General features: G+C 71.3%; 14 protein-coding genes. 3 read left to right on the top strand and 11 right to left on the bottom strand.

Annotation, left to right across the window (positions count from 1 at the left end; genetic code table 11):
- Positions 1-88: 88 nt before the first annotated feature.
- From AB0M59_RS32750 to AB0M59_RS32760, 3 genes are all read right to left on the bottom strand, one after another.
- Positions 89-1,168 carry a GDSL-type esterase/lipase family protein gene (locus AB0M59_RS32750; protein ID WP_364623028.1) on the bottom strand — a complete coding sequence of 360 codons (1,080 nt, stop codon included), beginning with the start codon at positions 1,166-1,168 and terminating at the stop codon, positions 89-91.
- 47 nt (positions 1,169-1,215) lie between these two features.
- A complete protein-coding gene (locus AB0M59_RS32755; protein WP_364623031.1) occupies positions 1,216-2,400 on the bottom strand; it encodes a cytochrome P450 in 1,185 nt (394 codons plus the stop codon).
- A 182-nt stretch (positions 2,401-2,582) separates the two neighbouring features.
- Complete coding sequence (locus AB0M59_RS32760; RefSeq protein WP_364623034.1) at positions 2,583-3,485, bottom strand: LysR family transcriptional regulator; 903 nt, start codon at positions 3,483-3,485, stop codon at positions 2,583-2,585.
- 98 nt (positions 3,486-3,583) lie between these two features.
- On the opposite strand from AB0M59_RS32760, the gene AB0M59_RS32765 reads away from it, so the two are divergent.
- The gene (locus tag AB0M59_RS32765; RefSeq protein ID WP_364623037.1) at positions 3,584-4,423 is read left to right on the top strand and encodes an oxidoreductase; all 840 of its coding nucleotides are present in this window, start codon (positions 3,584-3,586) and stop codon (positions 4,421-4,423) included.
- Here AB0M59_RS32765 and AB0M59_RS32770 read toward each other — a convergent pair.
- From AB0M59_RS32770 to AB0M59_RS32785, 4 genes are all read right to left on the bottom strand, one after another.
- A complete protein-coding gene (locus AB0M59_RS32770) occupies positions 4,420-4,761 on the bottom strand; it encodes a VOC family protein (protein WP_364623040.1) in 342 nt (113 codons plus the stop codon). The genes AB0M59_RS32765 and AB0M59_RS32770 overlap by 4 nt on opposite strands.
- A gap of 278 nt (positions 4,762-5,039) precedes the next feature.
- Positions 5,040-5,708 carry an ATP-binding cassette domain-containing protein gene (locus AB0M59_RS32775; RefSeq protein ID WP_364623043.1) on the bottom strand — a complete coding sequence of 223 codons (669 nt, stop codon included), beginning with the start codon at positions 5,706-5,708 and terminating at the stop codon, positions 5,040-5,042.
- Positions 5,705-6,397 (bottom strand): ATP-binding cassette domain-containing protein, encoded by a 693-nt coding sequence (locus tag AB0M59_RS32780; RefSeq protein ID WP_364623046.1) that lies wholly within the window; start codon positions 6,395-6,397, stop codon positions 5,705-5,707. Before AB0M59_RS32780 ends, AB0M59_RS32775 begins: the two co-directional genes overlap by 4 nt.
- Positions 6,390-8,972, bottom strand: coding sequence for an FtsX-like permease family protein (locus AB0M59_RS32785; RefSeq protein WP_364623049.1), 2,583 nt, complete (start codon positions 8,970-8,972; stop codon positions 6,390-6,392). Before AB0M59_RS32785 ends, AB0M59_RS32780 begins: the two co-directional genes overlap by 8 nt.
- Positions 8,973-9,259: 287 nt before the next feature.
- Between AB0M59_RS32785 and AB0M59_RS32790 the strand changes: the two genes are divergently transcribed.
- Together AB0M59_RS32790 and AB0M59_RS32795 are read left to right on the top strand one after the other, a co-directional pair.
- Positions 9,260-10,975 (top strand): glycosyl hydrolase family 18 protein, encoded by a 1,716-nt coding sequence (locus AB0M59_RS32790; protein ID WP_364623052.1) that lies wholly within the window; start codon positions 9,260-9,262, stop codon positions 10,973-10,975.
- A 100-nt stretch (positions 10,976-11,075) separates the two neighbouring features.
- Positions 11,076-11,609 (top strand): carboxymuconolactone decarboxylase, encoded by a 534-nt coding sequence (locus tag AB0M59_RS32795; protein WP_364623055.1) that lies wholly within the window; start codon positions 11,076-11,078, stop codon positions 11,607-11,609.
- On the opposite strand, the gene AB0M59_RS32800 is transcribed toward AB0M59_RS32795, so the two are convergent.
- The 4 genes from AB0M59_RS32800 to AB0M59_RS32815 are packed head-to-tail and all read right to left on the bottom strand — an operon-like array spanning position 11,606 to position 15,384.
- Positions 11,606-12,559, bottom strand: coding sequence for a zinc-binding alcohol dehydrogenase family protein (locus AB0M59_RS32800; RefSeq protein ID WP_364623058.1), 954 nt, complete (start codon positions 12,557-12,559; stop codon positions 11,606-11,608). The two genes, AB0M59_RS32795 and AB0M59_RS32800, sit on opposite strands and share 4 nt — an antisense overlap.
- A 5-nt stretch (positions 12,560-12,564) precedes the next feature.
- On the bottom strand, positions 12,565-13,425 hold the full coding sequence (locus tag AB0M59_RS32805) for a dioxygenase (RefSeq protein WP_364623061.1): 861 nt from the start codon (positions 13,423-13,425) through the stop codon (positions 12,565-12,567).
- An 11-nt stretch (positions 13,426-13,436) separates the two neighbouring features.
- A complete protein-coding gene (locus AB0M59_RS32810) occupies positions 13,437-14,231 on the bottom strand; it encodes a citryl-CoA lyase (RefSeq protein ID WP_364623064.1) in 795 nt (264 codons plus the stop codon).
- Positions 14,224-15,384 (bottom strand): CoA transferase, encoded by a 1,161-nt coding sequence (locus AB0M59_RS32815; RefSeq protein ID WP_364623067.1) that lies wholly within the window; start codon positions 15,382-15,384, stop codon positions 14,224-14,226. Before AB0M59_RS32815 ends, AB0M59_RS32810 begins: the two co-directional genes overlap by 8 nt.
- Between the last annotated feature and the right edge of the window lie 65 nt (positions 15,385-15,449).

Consider the following 15,449-nt stretch of genomic DNA (forward strand, 5'->3'; position numbering starts at 1 on the left):
AACGCCTTATACCACCGGGCGAGGTTGAAAGACCTGCGGTCCAGTAAGCACACACGTCACCACTGAAACCCGCCAAGAGCGAGGGGGGTCAGCGGGCGACGACCTCCGGGGCCGCGTGCAGCTTCCCGTCCGCGCCCGCGAGGCAGGACGCGTTGCCGTCGCGGACGGCGATGAACTCCGTCAAGCAGTTCGCGATCGCCGCGTGGCCGGCCGCGTTGGGGTGGAACGACTCCTGCAGCGCGTGGCCCGCGCGGTCGGCTTGACCGAGGTCGGCCAGCTGGAGCGTCAGCCGGGTGAACCACTCCGTCGCCGGGTTGGCGCCGCCGCTGCACGCCTCGTGCTTGGCGCCGGCCTTCGCCAGGTCGAGGAACCGTGCGCCGGTTTGCTGGGCGGCCGCCTTGAGGCCGGCCGACAGCACGCCGATGCCGGTCTGGGAGATCCACCGGAGGTCCTCGACGCGGAACGGGCAGCCGTTGAGGCTGCGCAGGTCCTCCGGCAGGTCGGGGCCGATCGGGGCGGCGTAGGACTGCAGGATCAATTGGTAGTCCGCGGGGACGTACCCGGCGGCGGCCAGCACCTTCTTCACGTCGGAGACGGCGGTGGCGACCTTCGGCACCATGGCGTCCACTTTGGACTGCCAGGTTTGCTTGAGTGCGGTGCTGCACGGCGGGCCGCCGGCGTTGAACCACGCTTTGAAGCAGTCGGTGACCTGGTTGGAGAACTTGGGCTCGTCGTTGGCGCCGACCGCGATGACGACCGCGGCGACCCGGTGGTCCTTGACGAGCGCGGCGAGCTGCTGTGCCTGTGAAGGCTCGGTCCACTGTTTGACGTCGCCGAGTGCGACTTGTTCGGCGGGCGCGCCGGAGCAGCCGAGGTTGACGTGCGCGGTGATGCCGGGGGCGGCGATCTTGTCGACGAAGGCGTTGGGCGAGCGGTGGCACCAGTTGCCGCCTTGGCCGTTGGTGGTGGCGGTGTACTGGCCGGCGCCTTCGCCGGAGACGGTGCTGTCGCCCATCGCGACGACGGTGAGCGGTCCGGTGCCCGGTGGGCCCTGGCGTGGTTGTGGTTGTCCGTTCTTGCTTTCGGAGCCGAAGAAGACGAAGAAGCCGGCCAGCAGGGCCACGCACGCGAGGACCAAGGCTCCCCAGTACCACTTGAGACGTCGCATCGTCGTCGAGTCTACGGATCAGTGGTCGGCGGGGTGTGCGTCACCGGTCACGCCGAGCGCTTGACGGCTTGGCGGGGGACCAGTTCGACGGGCAGTTCCCGGACGCCGAAGATCATCGGTGAGGGGTAGCCGATCTGGACGCCGTCGCGGACGCGGATGTCGGCGAAGCCGTCGAGTAGTTGCTCGAAGACGACGCGGCCTTCGAGGCGGGCCAGCGGTGCGCCGAGGCAGAAGTGGACGCCGCCGCCGAAGGCGAGGTTGGGTTCCTTGCGGGGGCGGGGGTCGAACTCGGTGGGGCGGGTGTGGTGGCGGGGGTCGCGGTTGGCGCCGAGGACCCAGGGGGTGACCATCGACTTGGCGGGGATGGTGACGCCGCCGAGTTCGACGTCGGTGGTGCTGATCCGCAGCAGGCGCATGATCGGGGGCCGGTGGCGGGTGACTTCGTCGAGCAGGCTGGGGACCAGGCGGGGGTCGCGGCGGACCTGGGCGGCGGCGTCGGGGAATTCGTGCAGGGAGAGCACGGTGTTGCCGAGCATCATGGTGGTGGTGATGTGGCCGGCGGCCAGCAGAAGGGAGGCGAAGTTGAGGACTTCGTGGTCGGCGAGGCGTTCGCCGTCGACTTCGGCGTGGGCGAGTGCGCTGAAGAGGTCGTCTTCGGGGCTGCGTCGCCGTTGGGCGAGCAGGGCGGAGAGGTAGGTCTCCATGACCTCGGTCAGGGAGGTGCCGTCTTCTTGGGGGCCGCCGCCGGCGAGCAGGGCGTCGGCCCAGCCGCGGTAGAGCGTGCGGTCTTCGGGTGGGATGCCGATCAGGTCGCCGATGACCACGACGGGGAGTGCGTAGGCGAGGTCGCGGATGAGGTCGGGGTCGTCGCGCTGCGCCATTTCGGTGATGAGGGTGTCGGTGGCGGTGACGATCCGTGGTTCGAGGTCGGCCACGACTTTGGGGGTGAAGGCTTTGCTGACCAGTTTCCGCAGCCGGTGGTGGACCGGCGGGTCGACTGCCGCCATATTGCCGCGGACGGCTTCGGCGGTGTCCGGGAGCAGCAATCCCGGGTCGGGGGAGAATGTCTGGTGGTCGGTGAAAATGCGGCGGACGTCGGCGTGCCGGAATACGTGCCAGGTTTCGTCGTCATCGACGAGGACCGGGTGGTTCTCGCGCATGTCGTCGACCCACTCGAACAGCGTGGCTCCGCCGTCTTCCATTGATGGTGGGCGGACTTCGGGCGAGTTCATCCCGTGGCTCCTTCGCTGAAACCGATTTCCCCAGAACGAAGCACATTGTTCGTTGACATTGAACAGGTTATTGGCGTTGCCGGTTGGGCGTCAACAAGAAAAGGTGATCGTATTCGTCAACCAAATGGGCTTGTCGATCAACTTTCGGTGTGAATGCGACCAGAGCGGGCAACCCGGACGAGCTATCCCGCTTCGGTCAGGTCGGTGGTCGCCGCCAGTTCGACGGCGACGTCCGCGATCACCGGGACCGCCGGGTTGTCGTGGCCCGGCACCCACACCAGTTCGGTCCGGGCGAGATCGTCTTCCAGGGGCACGAACGTCACGCCGCTGCGCCGGAGGCTGTGGGATGAGCGGGTCAGGCGCGTGATCCCGACGCCGGCTGCGACGAGGCCGAGCAGTCCCTGCACGGTGGCGGCCCGCTGGACGACGTGCGGGGTGAAGCCGGCGGCGGCGAAGTCGTTGTCGTAGCTGTGGTGCCAGGGTTCCCAGCTGCTGCGTGGGGTCAGCACCCACGGTTCCCCGGCGAGGTCGGCCAGCTTCAGTGACGCGCGTCCGGCGAGGGGGTGGCCGGTGGGGAGGACGGCGCACACTTCCTCGGTGAGCAATGTCCGTGACGCGAGACCGGGCACGAGGGGTGGCCGGGTGAAGGCGAGGTCGAAGCGGCGTTCGCGCAGGCCGTCGACGAGTTCGGCGATCGACGCCTCGGCGGTGGTGACGGTGAGGTCGGGGAATCGCTCGCGGACGGTGCGGACGATCGGGGGCAGCAGGTAGTTCGCGGTGGTGGTGAGGAACGCGAGCCGGACGTTGCCGATTTCGCCGCGTACGGCCCGGCCGAGGGTGGCGACGGCTTCGTCGGCGCGGGCCAGGACTGCGCGCGCCTCGGGGAGGAAGAGTTCTCCGACGGCGGTGAGGCGGGTTCCGCGGGCGTCGCGGTCGAACAGTCTCGTGCCGAGGCTGCGCTCGAGGACGGTGATCTGCTGCGAGAGCGACTGCTGGGCGATGTGCAGGACGGCGGCGGCGCGCGTGAAGCTGGTTTCGTCGGCGACGGCGACGAAGTAGCGAAGCTGTCGCAGCTCGGGGGTCACAGGCTTGGACTGTAGCCCCGGCAGGAGATCGGTGTTGGCGGCGCGGTGGTGATCGTCCCCAGGATGGTGGGGAGGAAACCACTGGGAGGAACGCGAAGATGACGAACACCGACGGCCGCGTCTGGCTGATCACCGGCTGCTCGGCCGGGTTCGGCCGGGAGATCGCGCTGGCCGCGCTGGCGGCGGGTGACCGGGTGCTGGCCACCGCGCGGCGGCCGGAAGCCCTGTCCGGCCTGCGGGAGCGTGGCGGTGACCGGGTCCGGACGGCGGCGCTGGACGTCACCGACGCCGGGCAGGTCGACGCGGCGGTGAAGACGGCGCTGGAAGAGTTCGGCCGGATCGACGTCGTGGTCAACAACGCCGGCAACGGCTCGGTCGGCGCGGTCGAGGAGCTCACGCTGGAGGAGTTGCGGGCGCTGATGGAGGTGATGTTCTTCGGGGCGGTGGCGGTGACCAAGGCGGTGCTGCCGCACCTGCGGGCGCAGGGCAGCGGCACGGTCGTGCAGATCAGCTCGATGGGCGGGCAGCTGTCGATGCCGGGTTACGGCGCTTACTGCGCGACGAAGTACGCGCTGGAAGGCCTGTCCGAAGCCCTTGCCGAAGAAGTGAAACCGTTCGGGGTGCGGGTGCTGATCGTGGAACCGGGGGCGTTCCGGACGGAGTTCGGTGGCGGCCGGATGCACCGGTCCCGCACGATCGACGCTTACGCCGTGTCGACGTCGGGCACGCGGGACGCGGTCGAGTCGATGGACGGCACCCAGCCGGGCGACCCGGCGAAGGCGGCCGCGGCGATCGTCCGCGCGGTCGGCAGTGACGACGCGCCGCTGCACCTCGCGCTGGGCGCGGACGCGGTGGAGGCGATCCGGGCCCAGCACGAGTCCCTCGCCGCCGATCTGGCGGCGTGGGAGGACGTCAGCCGGTCGACGGCGCTGGATTAGGCGGGGTCCTGCAGGAGGCCGAGGACGTTGCCGTCGGCGTCGGTGAAGGTCGCGACGAGGCGGCCGTTGCCGACGTCCTTCGGTTCGTCGTTCACCTTCGCTCCCGCCGCGGTCACCTCGGCCAGCTTGGCCTGGATGTCGGCGACCTCCCAGTAGGTGATCGGCGAGGTCATGCCGGAGTTCGGCACCAGGCCGATGTGCTGGCCGCCGGCGTCGTAGCCGACGTAGTAGGGCGAGTCGGCCTGGGCTTCGATGCCGAGCAGGGCGGTGTAGACGGCCTTGGCTGCGGTCAGGTCGGTGACGGGGTGGAGAACGGTCTTGATCCCCTGGGTGCTCATCGCGGTGCTCCTGAAGTCGGTGGTGCGGTACGGCGATGACGCTATTCCCGGGCCGTTGACCAGCGCTTCTCGATTCCTGATCGGTTAGTCCAGCAGCGCGGTCAGCGGCGGCCCGAACGTCTTGAATGAGTCATTCAGGTCTTCGGAGGTCCTGAATGACTCATTCAAGACACGCAGACACCCGTGCGAACCCGCGCTTCGGCTGGCCGGCTTCCGCTGAAGGTCGGAGCGAGCCCCATCCGCCGACCTGACCGCAGGTCGGGACGAGCCGCGTCCGACTAGTCCAGCAGCGCGGTCAGCACTCCGTCCAGAAGACGCACGCGACGGTCGGCGATGCGGTGCACGTCGTCGTCGTGGGTTGCGACGATCACCGCCGCGCCTTCCTCGGCGCACCGGCGTAGCAGCCGCAGGACCCGCGGCGTCGAGCCCGCGTCCAGGTGCGCGGTCGGTTCGTCGGTGAGCAGCACCCGCGGTCGCCCGGCCACCGCGCGGGCCAGGGCGACGCGCTGCTGCTGGCCGAACGACACTTCCAGCGGGTAGCGGTCGCCCAGCTCGCCGATGCCCAGCTCGTCCAGTAGTTCGGTGACACGAGCGTGGATCGCCGCGGGAGAGGGGCGGGGGACGTCCGAACGCAACCGCAGTGGCAGGGCGACGTTCTCCGCGATCGTCAGCTCGTTGGCGAGCCCGAGCGCCTGGGGCAGCACCGCGCAGGTGTGCCAGGGTGGGGCGCCGCTGATCGGGACGCCGTCGAGCAGGACGCAGCCGGAGTCGGGGGAGTCGAATCCGCACAGCAGCGCCAGTAGCGCGCTCTTGCCGGACCCGGAGCGGCCCGACACCGTGACGAGTTCGCCGGCGCCGACGCGCAGTTCGAGCCCTCGCAGGACCTCGATGTCGCCGCTGGGGTGGGCGAAGCTGCGGCGCAGGCCGACGGCTTCCACGAGGGTCACGGCTGGGGCTCCCGTTCTTCGACGGCTTCGAGGGTGCCCTTGTGCAGCCGGGCCACGCGCGCGCCGAGGTCGATGAGGCGTTCGTCGTGCGAGGCGACCAGGACCGCGAAGTCCTGGTCCACCAGGTATTGCAGGGTGTCCAGCACGAGGTCGGCCGAGGCTTCGTCGAGCTGGGACGTCGGTTCGTCGGCGAGGATCACCGTGGAGCGCGCGGCGAGCACGCACCCGAACGCCAGGCGTTGCTGCTGTCCGCCCGAGAGCGCGGAGATCTTCCAGTCGCCGGTGCCGTGGAGGCCGAGCTGTCCGAGGATGTCGGCCGGGTTGCAGTCGGTGCCGGCGGCTTCGGCCGCGGCGCGCAGGTTCTCGGCGACCGACAGGTAGCCGAGGAGGTTGTCGGAGGGGTTCTGGAACACCAGCCCGAGGTGGTGGCGCCGCAGCGCACGCCGTTCGCGGTGCTTGAGCTTGCGGACGTCGGCGCCCTGGAAGGTCAGCGTGCCGCGCGCGGGTTGTTCGAACAGGCCGAGGACGCGCAGCAGCGTCGACTTCCCGGAGCCGGACGGCCCGGCGAACACGGTCATGCCGCGTGCGGGGACGTCGAAGCTGACGTCGTCGACGCCGGTGACGACGCCGGCCGGGGTCGGGTAGTCGACGCCGATGCCGCGCAGGGTGAAGATCGGTTTGTCAGGCACGGATCAGCTCCGCGGTCCGGGCGGTGCGCACCGAGCGCACCGCGATCCAGCCGGCCAGGGCCACCACGAGCACGCCGACGACCAGCACGGTCAGGACGAACGGCAGTGGGTCGGGCAGTTCGGAGCGCGGCGCGAGGAAGGTCGCCGGGTCGAACCGCGGGACGGAGAGTCCCGCGACGGAGATCCCGCACACCACGCCGACGACGATCGCCAGTCCGCTCAGCGCGCCGAGTTCCATGAGGTGGCTCGCCAGGAGGGTTCGCGGCCGCATGCCCATCCGCAGCACCAGCGCGCCGGCCAGGGCGTTCTGGCGCCGTCTCACCTCGACCGCGACGAGCAGCGCGAGGATCGCGACGACGCCGAGGACCGCGCCGAGCAGCGCCACGAACGAGAACGTCCAGGACACGACGAAGAACGGCAGGCTGTCCAACGCGCTTTCGCGGCTGACCCGGTTGGGGATGAACACGCCCGCGGCGCGCAACGCGGCGGTCGCGTCCGCCATCGATGCGCCGGTCAGGACGCTCCACTTCGGGATCCGGTCCAGCTGGCCGTGGTCGAGTGCGGTGCGGGAGACGACGTAGCCGGGGGAGGTGCCGATCATCGGGAACACCGGCAGGTCGGCGACGGTGACGGCGTCGCGCAGCCCGTCGGGCAGCTGGGGCTTCTGCTTCGAGGTGTGGCCGACGCGGATGACCGGGGTGCCCTGGGGGTTCGGCTGCGAGATCTGCCGTAGCAGCCCGTCGAGGTCGCCGGCCGGGACGTCGCCGACGGCGGCGCCCTTGGTGAACGTCGCGGGGTCGACGACCAGCACGACGCTGCCGGTGCCGGTCAGCTCGCCGACGACGGTGCTGTTCTGCGCGAGCGCGGCGGGCATCGCGACGGTGCCCATGCCGATCGGGCTGTCGGTGTCGAGGCGGGCGTTGCCGCCGACGAAGATCGACGACTTCGTGTCGAGTGCGGCCTCCTGGCCGTTGGCGATGCCGATGCCGGTGGCGAGCGTGCCGATGGCGAGGGTGCCGATGACCAGGACGCCGGTCACCGGGGCGCGGGCGCCGGCGAGGCGCCGGATCGCCAGCTGCAGGGCCGGGCGCGACCAGAGCCGGGCCCGGTGGGACGCGTGCAGGGCCAGCCACGCGAGCCGTGCGGTCAGCAGGCCGACGGTCAGCACGACGAACACCGGGTAGGTCAGGGCGAGCGGGTCGACTTGGGGTAATGGATTTCCGAGGCGGGAGCCGGTGCTGTAGTGCGCCAGGCGGGTCCAGCCGAGCCACGCCATGCCGGCCGTCGCGAGCTCCCAGGGGAAGTACCCGAGCAGCCGCATCCGGTTGCCTTCGCGGCGTACGCGGCCGAGTTCGAACTCCCGGTGGGCGCGCACGGCGACGACCAGGGCCAGCAGCGCGAGCGACACGACCAGCACGCCGGCCGCGACGACGCCGGCGCGCAGCTCGGCCTCGGGGTCGGGCGCGCCGGGTGGGCCGTAGACGCCGAGCAGCAGGCGGGCGGCGACCGCGCCGAGCGCGCCGCCGAGCAGGATCGGCAGGCCCAGTTCGGCGACGGCGAGGCCGCCGAGGGCGCCCGGGCCGCTGCCGCGGGCCGAGAGCAGCCGCAGCTGCGCGTGGCGGCGCTGGTACCACTGCAGGGCGACGGTGCCGAGGCCGGCGCAGCCGACCAGGACGCTGATCAGCGCGAGCGGCAGGATCGAGACGAACACGTTGTCCTGGGCCTGGCGGGCGATCTGCACCGAGCGTTCGAACGTCGGGACGTCGGCGGCGACGAGGTTCCCGAGCCCTTGGGCGGTCAGGTCCCCGCGGACGTCGGCGACCAGGTCGTGGGAGCGTTGCAGCAGGTCTTCGGCCGCGCTGAGGGTGGTCGGGGCGGGCTCGTAGAACGAGATGTGGAAGTACTGCATCTTCGGCAGGCCGATCGCCTTGATCGTGTCGTCGAAGGTCTTGCGGTCGGTGGCGAAGACGATCGAGTCGATGGGGTCGTTGGCGAGCCGGTCGACGACGGCGCCGGACTGCTGCGAGCACCACCAGCGCGGCGGCGGGTCGAGCAGGTCGCGGTAGATGCCGGTGACGGGCGGCAGGGCGATGCCCTGGATGCTGGGCTGGGTGCCGACCCCGATGTGCTCGGCGTCGGCGACGACGTTGCCCAGCCACAGTCCGGGTGCCCGGCTGCCCTGCTGCAGCGCCAGGTTGTCCAGACCGGCCTGGTCGCGGTAGGCGAGGCGGACCTTGTAGTGCGGGTCGCCGTTGAACTGGGTGCCGGGCAGGACGGTGGTGTACTGGCCGACGACGGGCGCGCCGAAGCCGTGCGCGGGTGCGTGGCGGGCGACCGCGCCGGTGAGCGCCGGGATGTCCTGGACGGGGATGTTGCCCTTGCCGAAGACCGGGCCGTAGCTGTCGGGGCAGGTGATCCCGGTCTGGTAGGCGATCGTCGCGCCGCCGGCCGCGGAGGCCTGCAGGACCGCGGCGGTGCCGAGGAAGCAGGCGAGCAGCGAGGTCACCGCCGCGACGATCAGGGTGAGCGGACTCGAGAGGGCGGCCTTCGGCGCCGCACGCCACGGCTTGGTCACTCTGCGCTGTCCAATCGTCCCCCACTTCACCCGCATGGACGCGCACGCTACCGGCAGATCGCTGGAGTTGGCACGTTTTTGTATCCGATTGTTGCTCACAGGCCGTCATCGACCGGCGAAAAGGGGAATGAGCAACGGGTGCCGCCATCCGGCCGGTTTAGTGGTCTGGACCTTGACGTCGATATTGGTCTGATCCAATCCTGAAGACGTTCTCGCCGTGTTACGCCGCGGCACGGCTTCCCGCCGGCACTGGAGCGCAGATGCGTCGACGCAGACCTTTCTCCCGAATGTCCGTTTTACTTGCCCTGCTGGGAGTTTCGACCGGCTCGCTGGTCGCCGCCGCGGGGACCGCCCAAGCCGCGACGCCGCTGCCCGCCCACGTCTTCGCGCCCTACTTCGAAGCCTGGACCGGCGAGAGCCCCGCCGCGCTGGCGCAGGCTTCGGGCGCCAAGCACCTCACGATGGCGTTCATCCAGGCCGCCACCAAGGGTTCCTGCACCGTCTACTGGAACGGTGACACCGGGATGCCGATCGCGAACTCGACGTTCGGGTCCGACATCGCCACCATCCGCTCCCGCGGCGGCGACGTCATCCCGTCCTTCGGCGGCTACACCGCCGACAACACCGGCACCGAGATCGCCGACAGCTGCACCAATGTGGACTCCGTCGCCGCGGCCTACGAGTCGGTGATCACCACCTACGACGTCCCCCGCCTCGACATGGACATCGAGGACAACTCGCTCACCAACTCCGCCGGCATCGACCGGCGCAACAAGGCCATCAAGAAGGTCCAGGACTGGGCCGCGGCGTCCGGGCGCTCGCTGCAGATCTCCTACACCCTGCCCACGACCACCCGCGGCCTCGCCGACAGCGGCCTGGCCGTGCTGCGCAACGCCGTCGCCAACGGCACCCGCGTCGACGTGGTCAACATGATGACCTTCGACTACTACGACAACGCCGCCCACCAGATGGCCACCGACACCCAGACCTCGGCCACCGGGCTCGTCTCCCAGCTCGGCGCGCTGTACCCGGGCAAGACGCAGGCGCAGCTGTGGGGGATGGTCGGCATCACCGAGATGATCGGCGTCGACGACTTCGGTCCGGCCGAGACGTTCACGACCGCCGACGCCGCCACCGTCTACAACTGGGCGGTCTCCAAGGGCATCAACGAGCTGTCGTTCTGGGCCCTGCAGCGCGACAACGGCAGCTGCCCCGGCGGCGCCGCCGCGGACAACTGCTCCGGCATCGCCCAGTCCACGTGGTTCTTCAGCCACGCCTTCGCGCCGTTCACCGGCGGCACGACCGTGCCCGGCAACGACTTCTCCCTCGCCGCGAACCCGTCCTCGGCCGCGGTCGACCCGGGTGGCTCGGCCACCGCGACCGTCGGCACCGCCGTCACGTCCGGGTCGGCCCAGCAGGTGGCGCTGTCGGTCACCGGTGCCCCCGCCGGCGTCACGGCCTCGGTCAGCCCCGGCTCGGTGACCGCGGGCGGCAGCGCGACGCTGTCGGTGAGCACCACCTCGGCGGCGGTCCCCGGCGTCTACCCGCTGACCGTCACCGGCACCGCCGCTTCCGCGAGCCACAGCGCCACGTTCACCCTCACGGTGAAGGGCACCCCGCCCGCGGGCGGAGTCGTCAACGGCGGGTTCGAGACCGGCGCGCTCAGCCCGTGGAGCGCCGCGGGTGACGCGATCGTCGCCACCCCCGCCCACTCCGGGACCCACGCGCTGCAGGTCGTGCCCACGTCCTCGGCCACCGGGGAAGCGGCGCAGAACGTCACGCTCGCGCCGAACCACGCCTACACGCTCAAGGCGTGGGTGCAGGGCAGCTACGCCTACGTCGGGGTCCGGGGCGGCGCGACCGCAAGTACGTGGACCTCGAGCAGCGGCTGGATGCAGCTGTCGGTGCCGTTCACGACCGGCGCGTCGGGCGCGGTGACGGTGTACGTCCACGGCTGGTACGGCCAAAGTGCCCTCTACGCCGACGACTTCACCCTCGGCTGAGCCTTTCGGCGGCGGCCCGGTTGCGCATCGCGGAGGTTGGCCGGGCCGCCGCCGGCCGAAAGACTTCGGGGGAGATCGTCCGCCTTCGCGAGGAGAATCGATGCCGCACATCCCGCTCGATCCGCAGCTGCCCGGGATCCGGTCGCTGATGGCCTACCGCCCGGAGACCGCGGTGCCGCTCAACCACCTGGCGCAGACGCTCCTGCGCGGGCCCAGCACGCTGACGGTCGGCGAGCGCGAGCTGATCGCGGCGGTGGTGTCGAACGGCAACGAATGCCGCTTCTGCCACGGCAGCCACGCCGCCGCGGCGGCCGAAACCCTCGACGGCGGCCGCGCGGTGGTCGACGCGGCGTGCGCCGGGATCGACGACGCACCCGTGTCGGAGAAGCTCAAGGCCCTGCTGCGGATCGCCCTCGCGACCCGCGAAACCGGCCGCGCCGTCACCGACGAGCTCGTCGCGGCCGCCCGCGCCGAAGGGGCGACCGACGTCGAGCTGCACGACACCGTGCTCATCGCGGCGGCGTTCTGCATGTACAACCGCTACGTCGACGGCCTGGCCACGGTCGCGCCGGAGGATCCCGCGGCCTACGAGATGATGGGGAAGGTGCTGGCCGCCGAGGGCTACGGCCGCTAGGGCACCAGCACGATCCGGCCGGGTCGCGTCCAGGCGTCGCCCGCGTCGAGCAGCGAGACGCGCTCGTAGTCGACGGTGAGCGCCCCGGCGATCGCGTGCCCCACCACCGTGAGCAGCGCTTCGCGGCGGCGGCCGGTGTCGAGCTCGTTGTTCGTGTAGCCGTGGATGTGCAGCGACCCGCTGCGCAGCACCGCCGAGGACACCGGGCACTCGTCGCCGGCCGCGCTGCCGAGGTTCACCAGCCGCCCGCCCGGGCGCAGGCTGCGCAGCGCCGCCGCGGCCGGGATCCCGGACACCGGGTCGATCACCAGGTCGACGGGGGTGTCACCGAGCCGCCGCGCCAGCCGCTCGACGTCGTCGTCCCCGGCCAGCCGTACGACGCTGTCCGCGCCGAGCCGCCGGGCGCGCTCCAGCGCGGCGTCGGACCGCGCGCAGGCGACGACGTGCCCGGCCCCGGCCACCCGGGCCAGCTGCACCGCCGACAGGCCGACCACGCCACCCGCGCCGAGCACGAGCACGGTCTCGCCCGGGACGAGGTTTCCCTTCCAGGTCAAGCACATCCACGCCGCCACCGCCGACAGCCCGAGCGCCGCCACGAGCGCGTGGTCCGTCCCCGGTGGCAGGACCACCAGGTCGCCGGGTCCGACGACGGCGTGCTCGGCCATGCTGCCGTCCCCGGGCCGCATGCCCGCCGTCGTGGCGAACCAGACCGCGGTCCCGGCCGGCTCGGTCGGGGTCGCACGCGTCAGCACCCCGACCCCCTGAACCCCGGGCACGTAGGGCGTCTCCGGCAGCCCGAAGTACGACGTGCCGGACGCGCAGAGCAGGTCGAGCGGGGTGATCGGCGCGGCGGTGACACTCACCGCGACCTCGTTCGCCCCGGGCTCGGGCACCGGCCGGTCGGCCACCACCGGGGGACCGCCGGCCGTCCGGATCTCCGCCGCGCGCACCGGCGTCAGACGGGCTGGAGGACGAAGTCGTAGCGCGCCTCGAGCCACGGCTCGGCCGACTCGCCGCCGTCGGGCGTCGGCCCCGGGTCGCGGTGTTCGAAGGTGACGACGAGCTCTTGCTTGGTGCCGAACACGACATCGCTGTCGAGGTACTCGGCGCCCTCCTGGAACAGGTGCGTGATCAGCGGCTCGTAGCCGGCCGCGTTGATCAGAAAGTGCACGTGGGCCGGGCGGAAGTGGCTGATGTCGGTGCCGCCGATGAGCTCGCCGACCGGGCCGTCCATCGGGATCGAGTAGCCCTTGGGTGCGATGGTGCGCAGGCAGTAGGTCCCGTCGGCACGGGTGGCGTACTTGGCGCGCAGCCGGGCCTCGTCGATGTCGGCGATCTGCGACTCGTAGGCGCCTTCTTCGTCGGCCTGCCAGACGTCGAGGATCGCGCCGGCGACGGGGGAGCCGTCGAGCCCGGTGACGGTGCCGGTGACGTAGAGCGGTGTGCCGGGCAGGCCGTCGGACATGTCGCCGCCGAACTCCTTCTCCGGCGAGCCGTCGATGTGGAACGGGCCGAGCACGGTGGCCGGGGTCGCCTTGGCGTCGAAGGCGTGGTTCATCTGCACCACCAGCATGCTCAGGCCGAGCACGTCGGAGGCGAGGATGAACTCCTCGCGCTTCTCGTCGCTGATCTGCCCGGTCTCGGTGAGCCACCGCATGGCGGCCATCCATTCGGTCTCGCTGAGGCGCACCTCGCGGGCGAAGGCGTGCAGGTGCCGGACGAGGGCGGCCATGACCTGCGCCGTGCGCGGGTCGTGCGCGCTTGCCCAGCGCTGCGCGGCGAGCTCGGTGATGTTGTCCTCGGTGACGAGCTGCATCCTCGTTCCTTTCAGCGTTGCGGGTCCGGGGGGACCGGCCGGTTGTTCAGGTCGACCGACAGGAAGATGTCGTTCGCGACCGGGTGGCGCAGCTCCTCGGCGAGCTGGCCGATGAGCCCGGCGGTCCGGGCCAGCAGCGCGAACCCGCGCAGCAGCTCCAGCGGCAGCCCGAGGTCGGCCAGGGCGGCGCCGCAGACGCCGGCGCCGTTGAGCGGCAGCGTCTTGCCGAGCACCTGCGGGTGCACGCGGCCGATGGCGGCGAACAGCTCCAGGTGCGGCCCGCGCAGGCCTTCCTCGGCGGCGATCTCGAACAGCCGCCGGGTCCGCGGGTCGCCGTCCTTGTGCACGTGGTGCCCGAGCCCCGGGATGAACTTCTTCTCCGCCCGGCGGGTTTCGACGGTTTTCAGCGCGAGCGCGTCCCAGCCCGCCTCGTCCGTCGGGACGTCTTCGGTGGCGGCGAGGACGTCGTGCAGGAACCGGCCGCAGTCCTCGGTGACGCCGAGGAAGCGCGACCCGCCGCCGAGCAGCCCGGCGGCCAGCGCGCCCTGGACCGAGTCGGGTGCGGACAGGTAGGTCAGCCGGGTGACGATCGCGGTCGGGGTGAAGCCGTGGTCGGCGAGCGCGGCCAGCACCGCCTCGAAAACCCGGGTCTCCCCTGGGGACGGACGTCGTTGCGTGGCCAGCCAGAACGCCAACTCGCCGAATCCGACGGTGCCCATGACGTCCTCGGCCAGGTCCTGGCCGAGCAGGGTGATCTTGTCCTTCGTGGACGATCCGAGCGCTGTTTCGTATACAGGGTCAGTCATCCGTGGTCTCCGTGAGCCAGGCGCGCAGCTCGGCGCCGTGTTCGTCGAGCTCCGGCGGCGGCAGCCGGTAGGCGGCCGGGGTCGCGGAGAACCGGATCGGGTGGCGGGTCGTGGGGACGGCGCGGTCGCCCTCGCCGACCTCGACGATCGGGTCGAGGCCGAAGCGCTCGGCCATCGCGAAGCCGCCGTCGATGGTGTTGATCGGTCCACACGGGACACCGACCTTCGTCAGCGCCTCGAACCACTCCACCGCGCTCTTGGTCGCCAGTCGTTCGATGAGGACCGGCCGGAGCTCTTCGCGGTTCTTGGTGCGGTCGGCGTTGCGGGCGAACCGCGGGTCGTCCGGGACGTCGGGCAAGTCGAGGACCTCGCACAGCCGGCGGAACTGCCCGTCGTTGGCCGCGGCGACGATCAGGTCGTGGTCGCCCGTGGGCAACGGCTCGTAGGGGAAGACACTGGGGTGGGCGTTGCCCATCCGGTACGGCACCACCCCGCCCGCCGCGTAGGCCGAACTGTGGTTGACCAGCCCCGTCAGCGCCGAGGACAGCAGGTTGACCTCGACGTGCTGACCCTCGCCGGTCGCGTCGCGGTGGCGCAGCGCGGCGAGGATGCCGATCACCGCGTGGTTGCCCGCCATCACGTCGAACACCGAGATCCCGGCCCGGTACGGCGGGCCGTCCGGGTCGCCGGTCAGGCTCATCAGCCCCGAGATCGCCTGCACCATCAGGTCGTAGCCGGGCACGTGCCGGCCCTCACCGGAGCCGAAGCCGCTGATGGAGGCGTAGACGCTGCCGGGGTTGGCGGTTTTGACGGTGTCGTAGTCCAGGCCGTACTTGGCCAGACCACCGGGCTTGAAGTTCTCGATCACCACGTCCGCGCGGGACGCCAGTTCACGAGCGACAGCGGCGTCGGCCTCCTCGCGCAGGTCGAGCGCGATCGACCGCTTCCCGCGGTTCACCCCGAGGTAGTACGTCGAGACGTCCCCGCGCACCGGCGGCATCCACGTGCGCGTCTCATCGCCCTGCGGTCCCTCGACCTTGACGACCTCGGCGCCCAGGTCCGCGAGCAGCATCGTGGCGTAAGGCCCGGCGAGCACCCGGGAGAAGTCCGCGACCAGCAGCCCGGACAACGGGCCGGCTGCGCTGTGTTCCACCCGGATCCTCACTTCCTGTCCGTCTGACGGACTCTTGTCCGCAGTCTGCTCTCGAGTGCGGTGGG

The organism is Amycolatopsis sp. NPDC051371 (assembly GCF_040682155.1).
In the GTDB taxonomy this organism is placed as follows: Bacteria; Actinomycetota; Actinomycetes; order Mycobacteriales; family Pseudonocardiaceae; genus Amycolatopsis.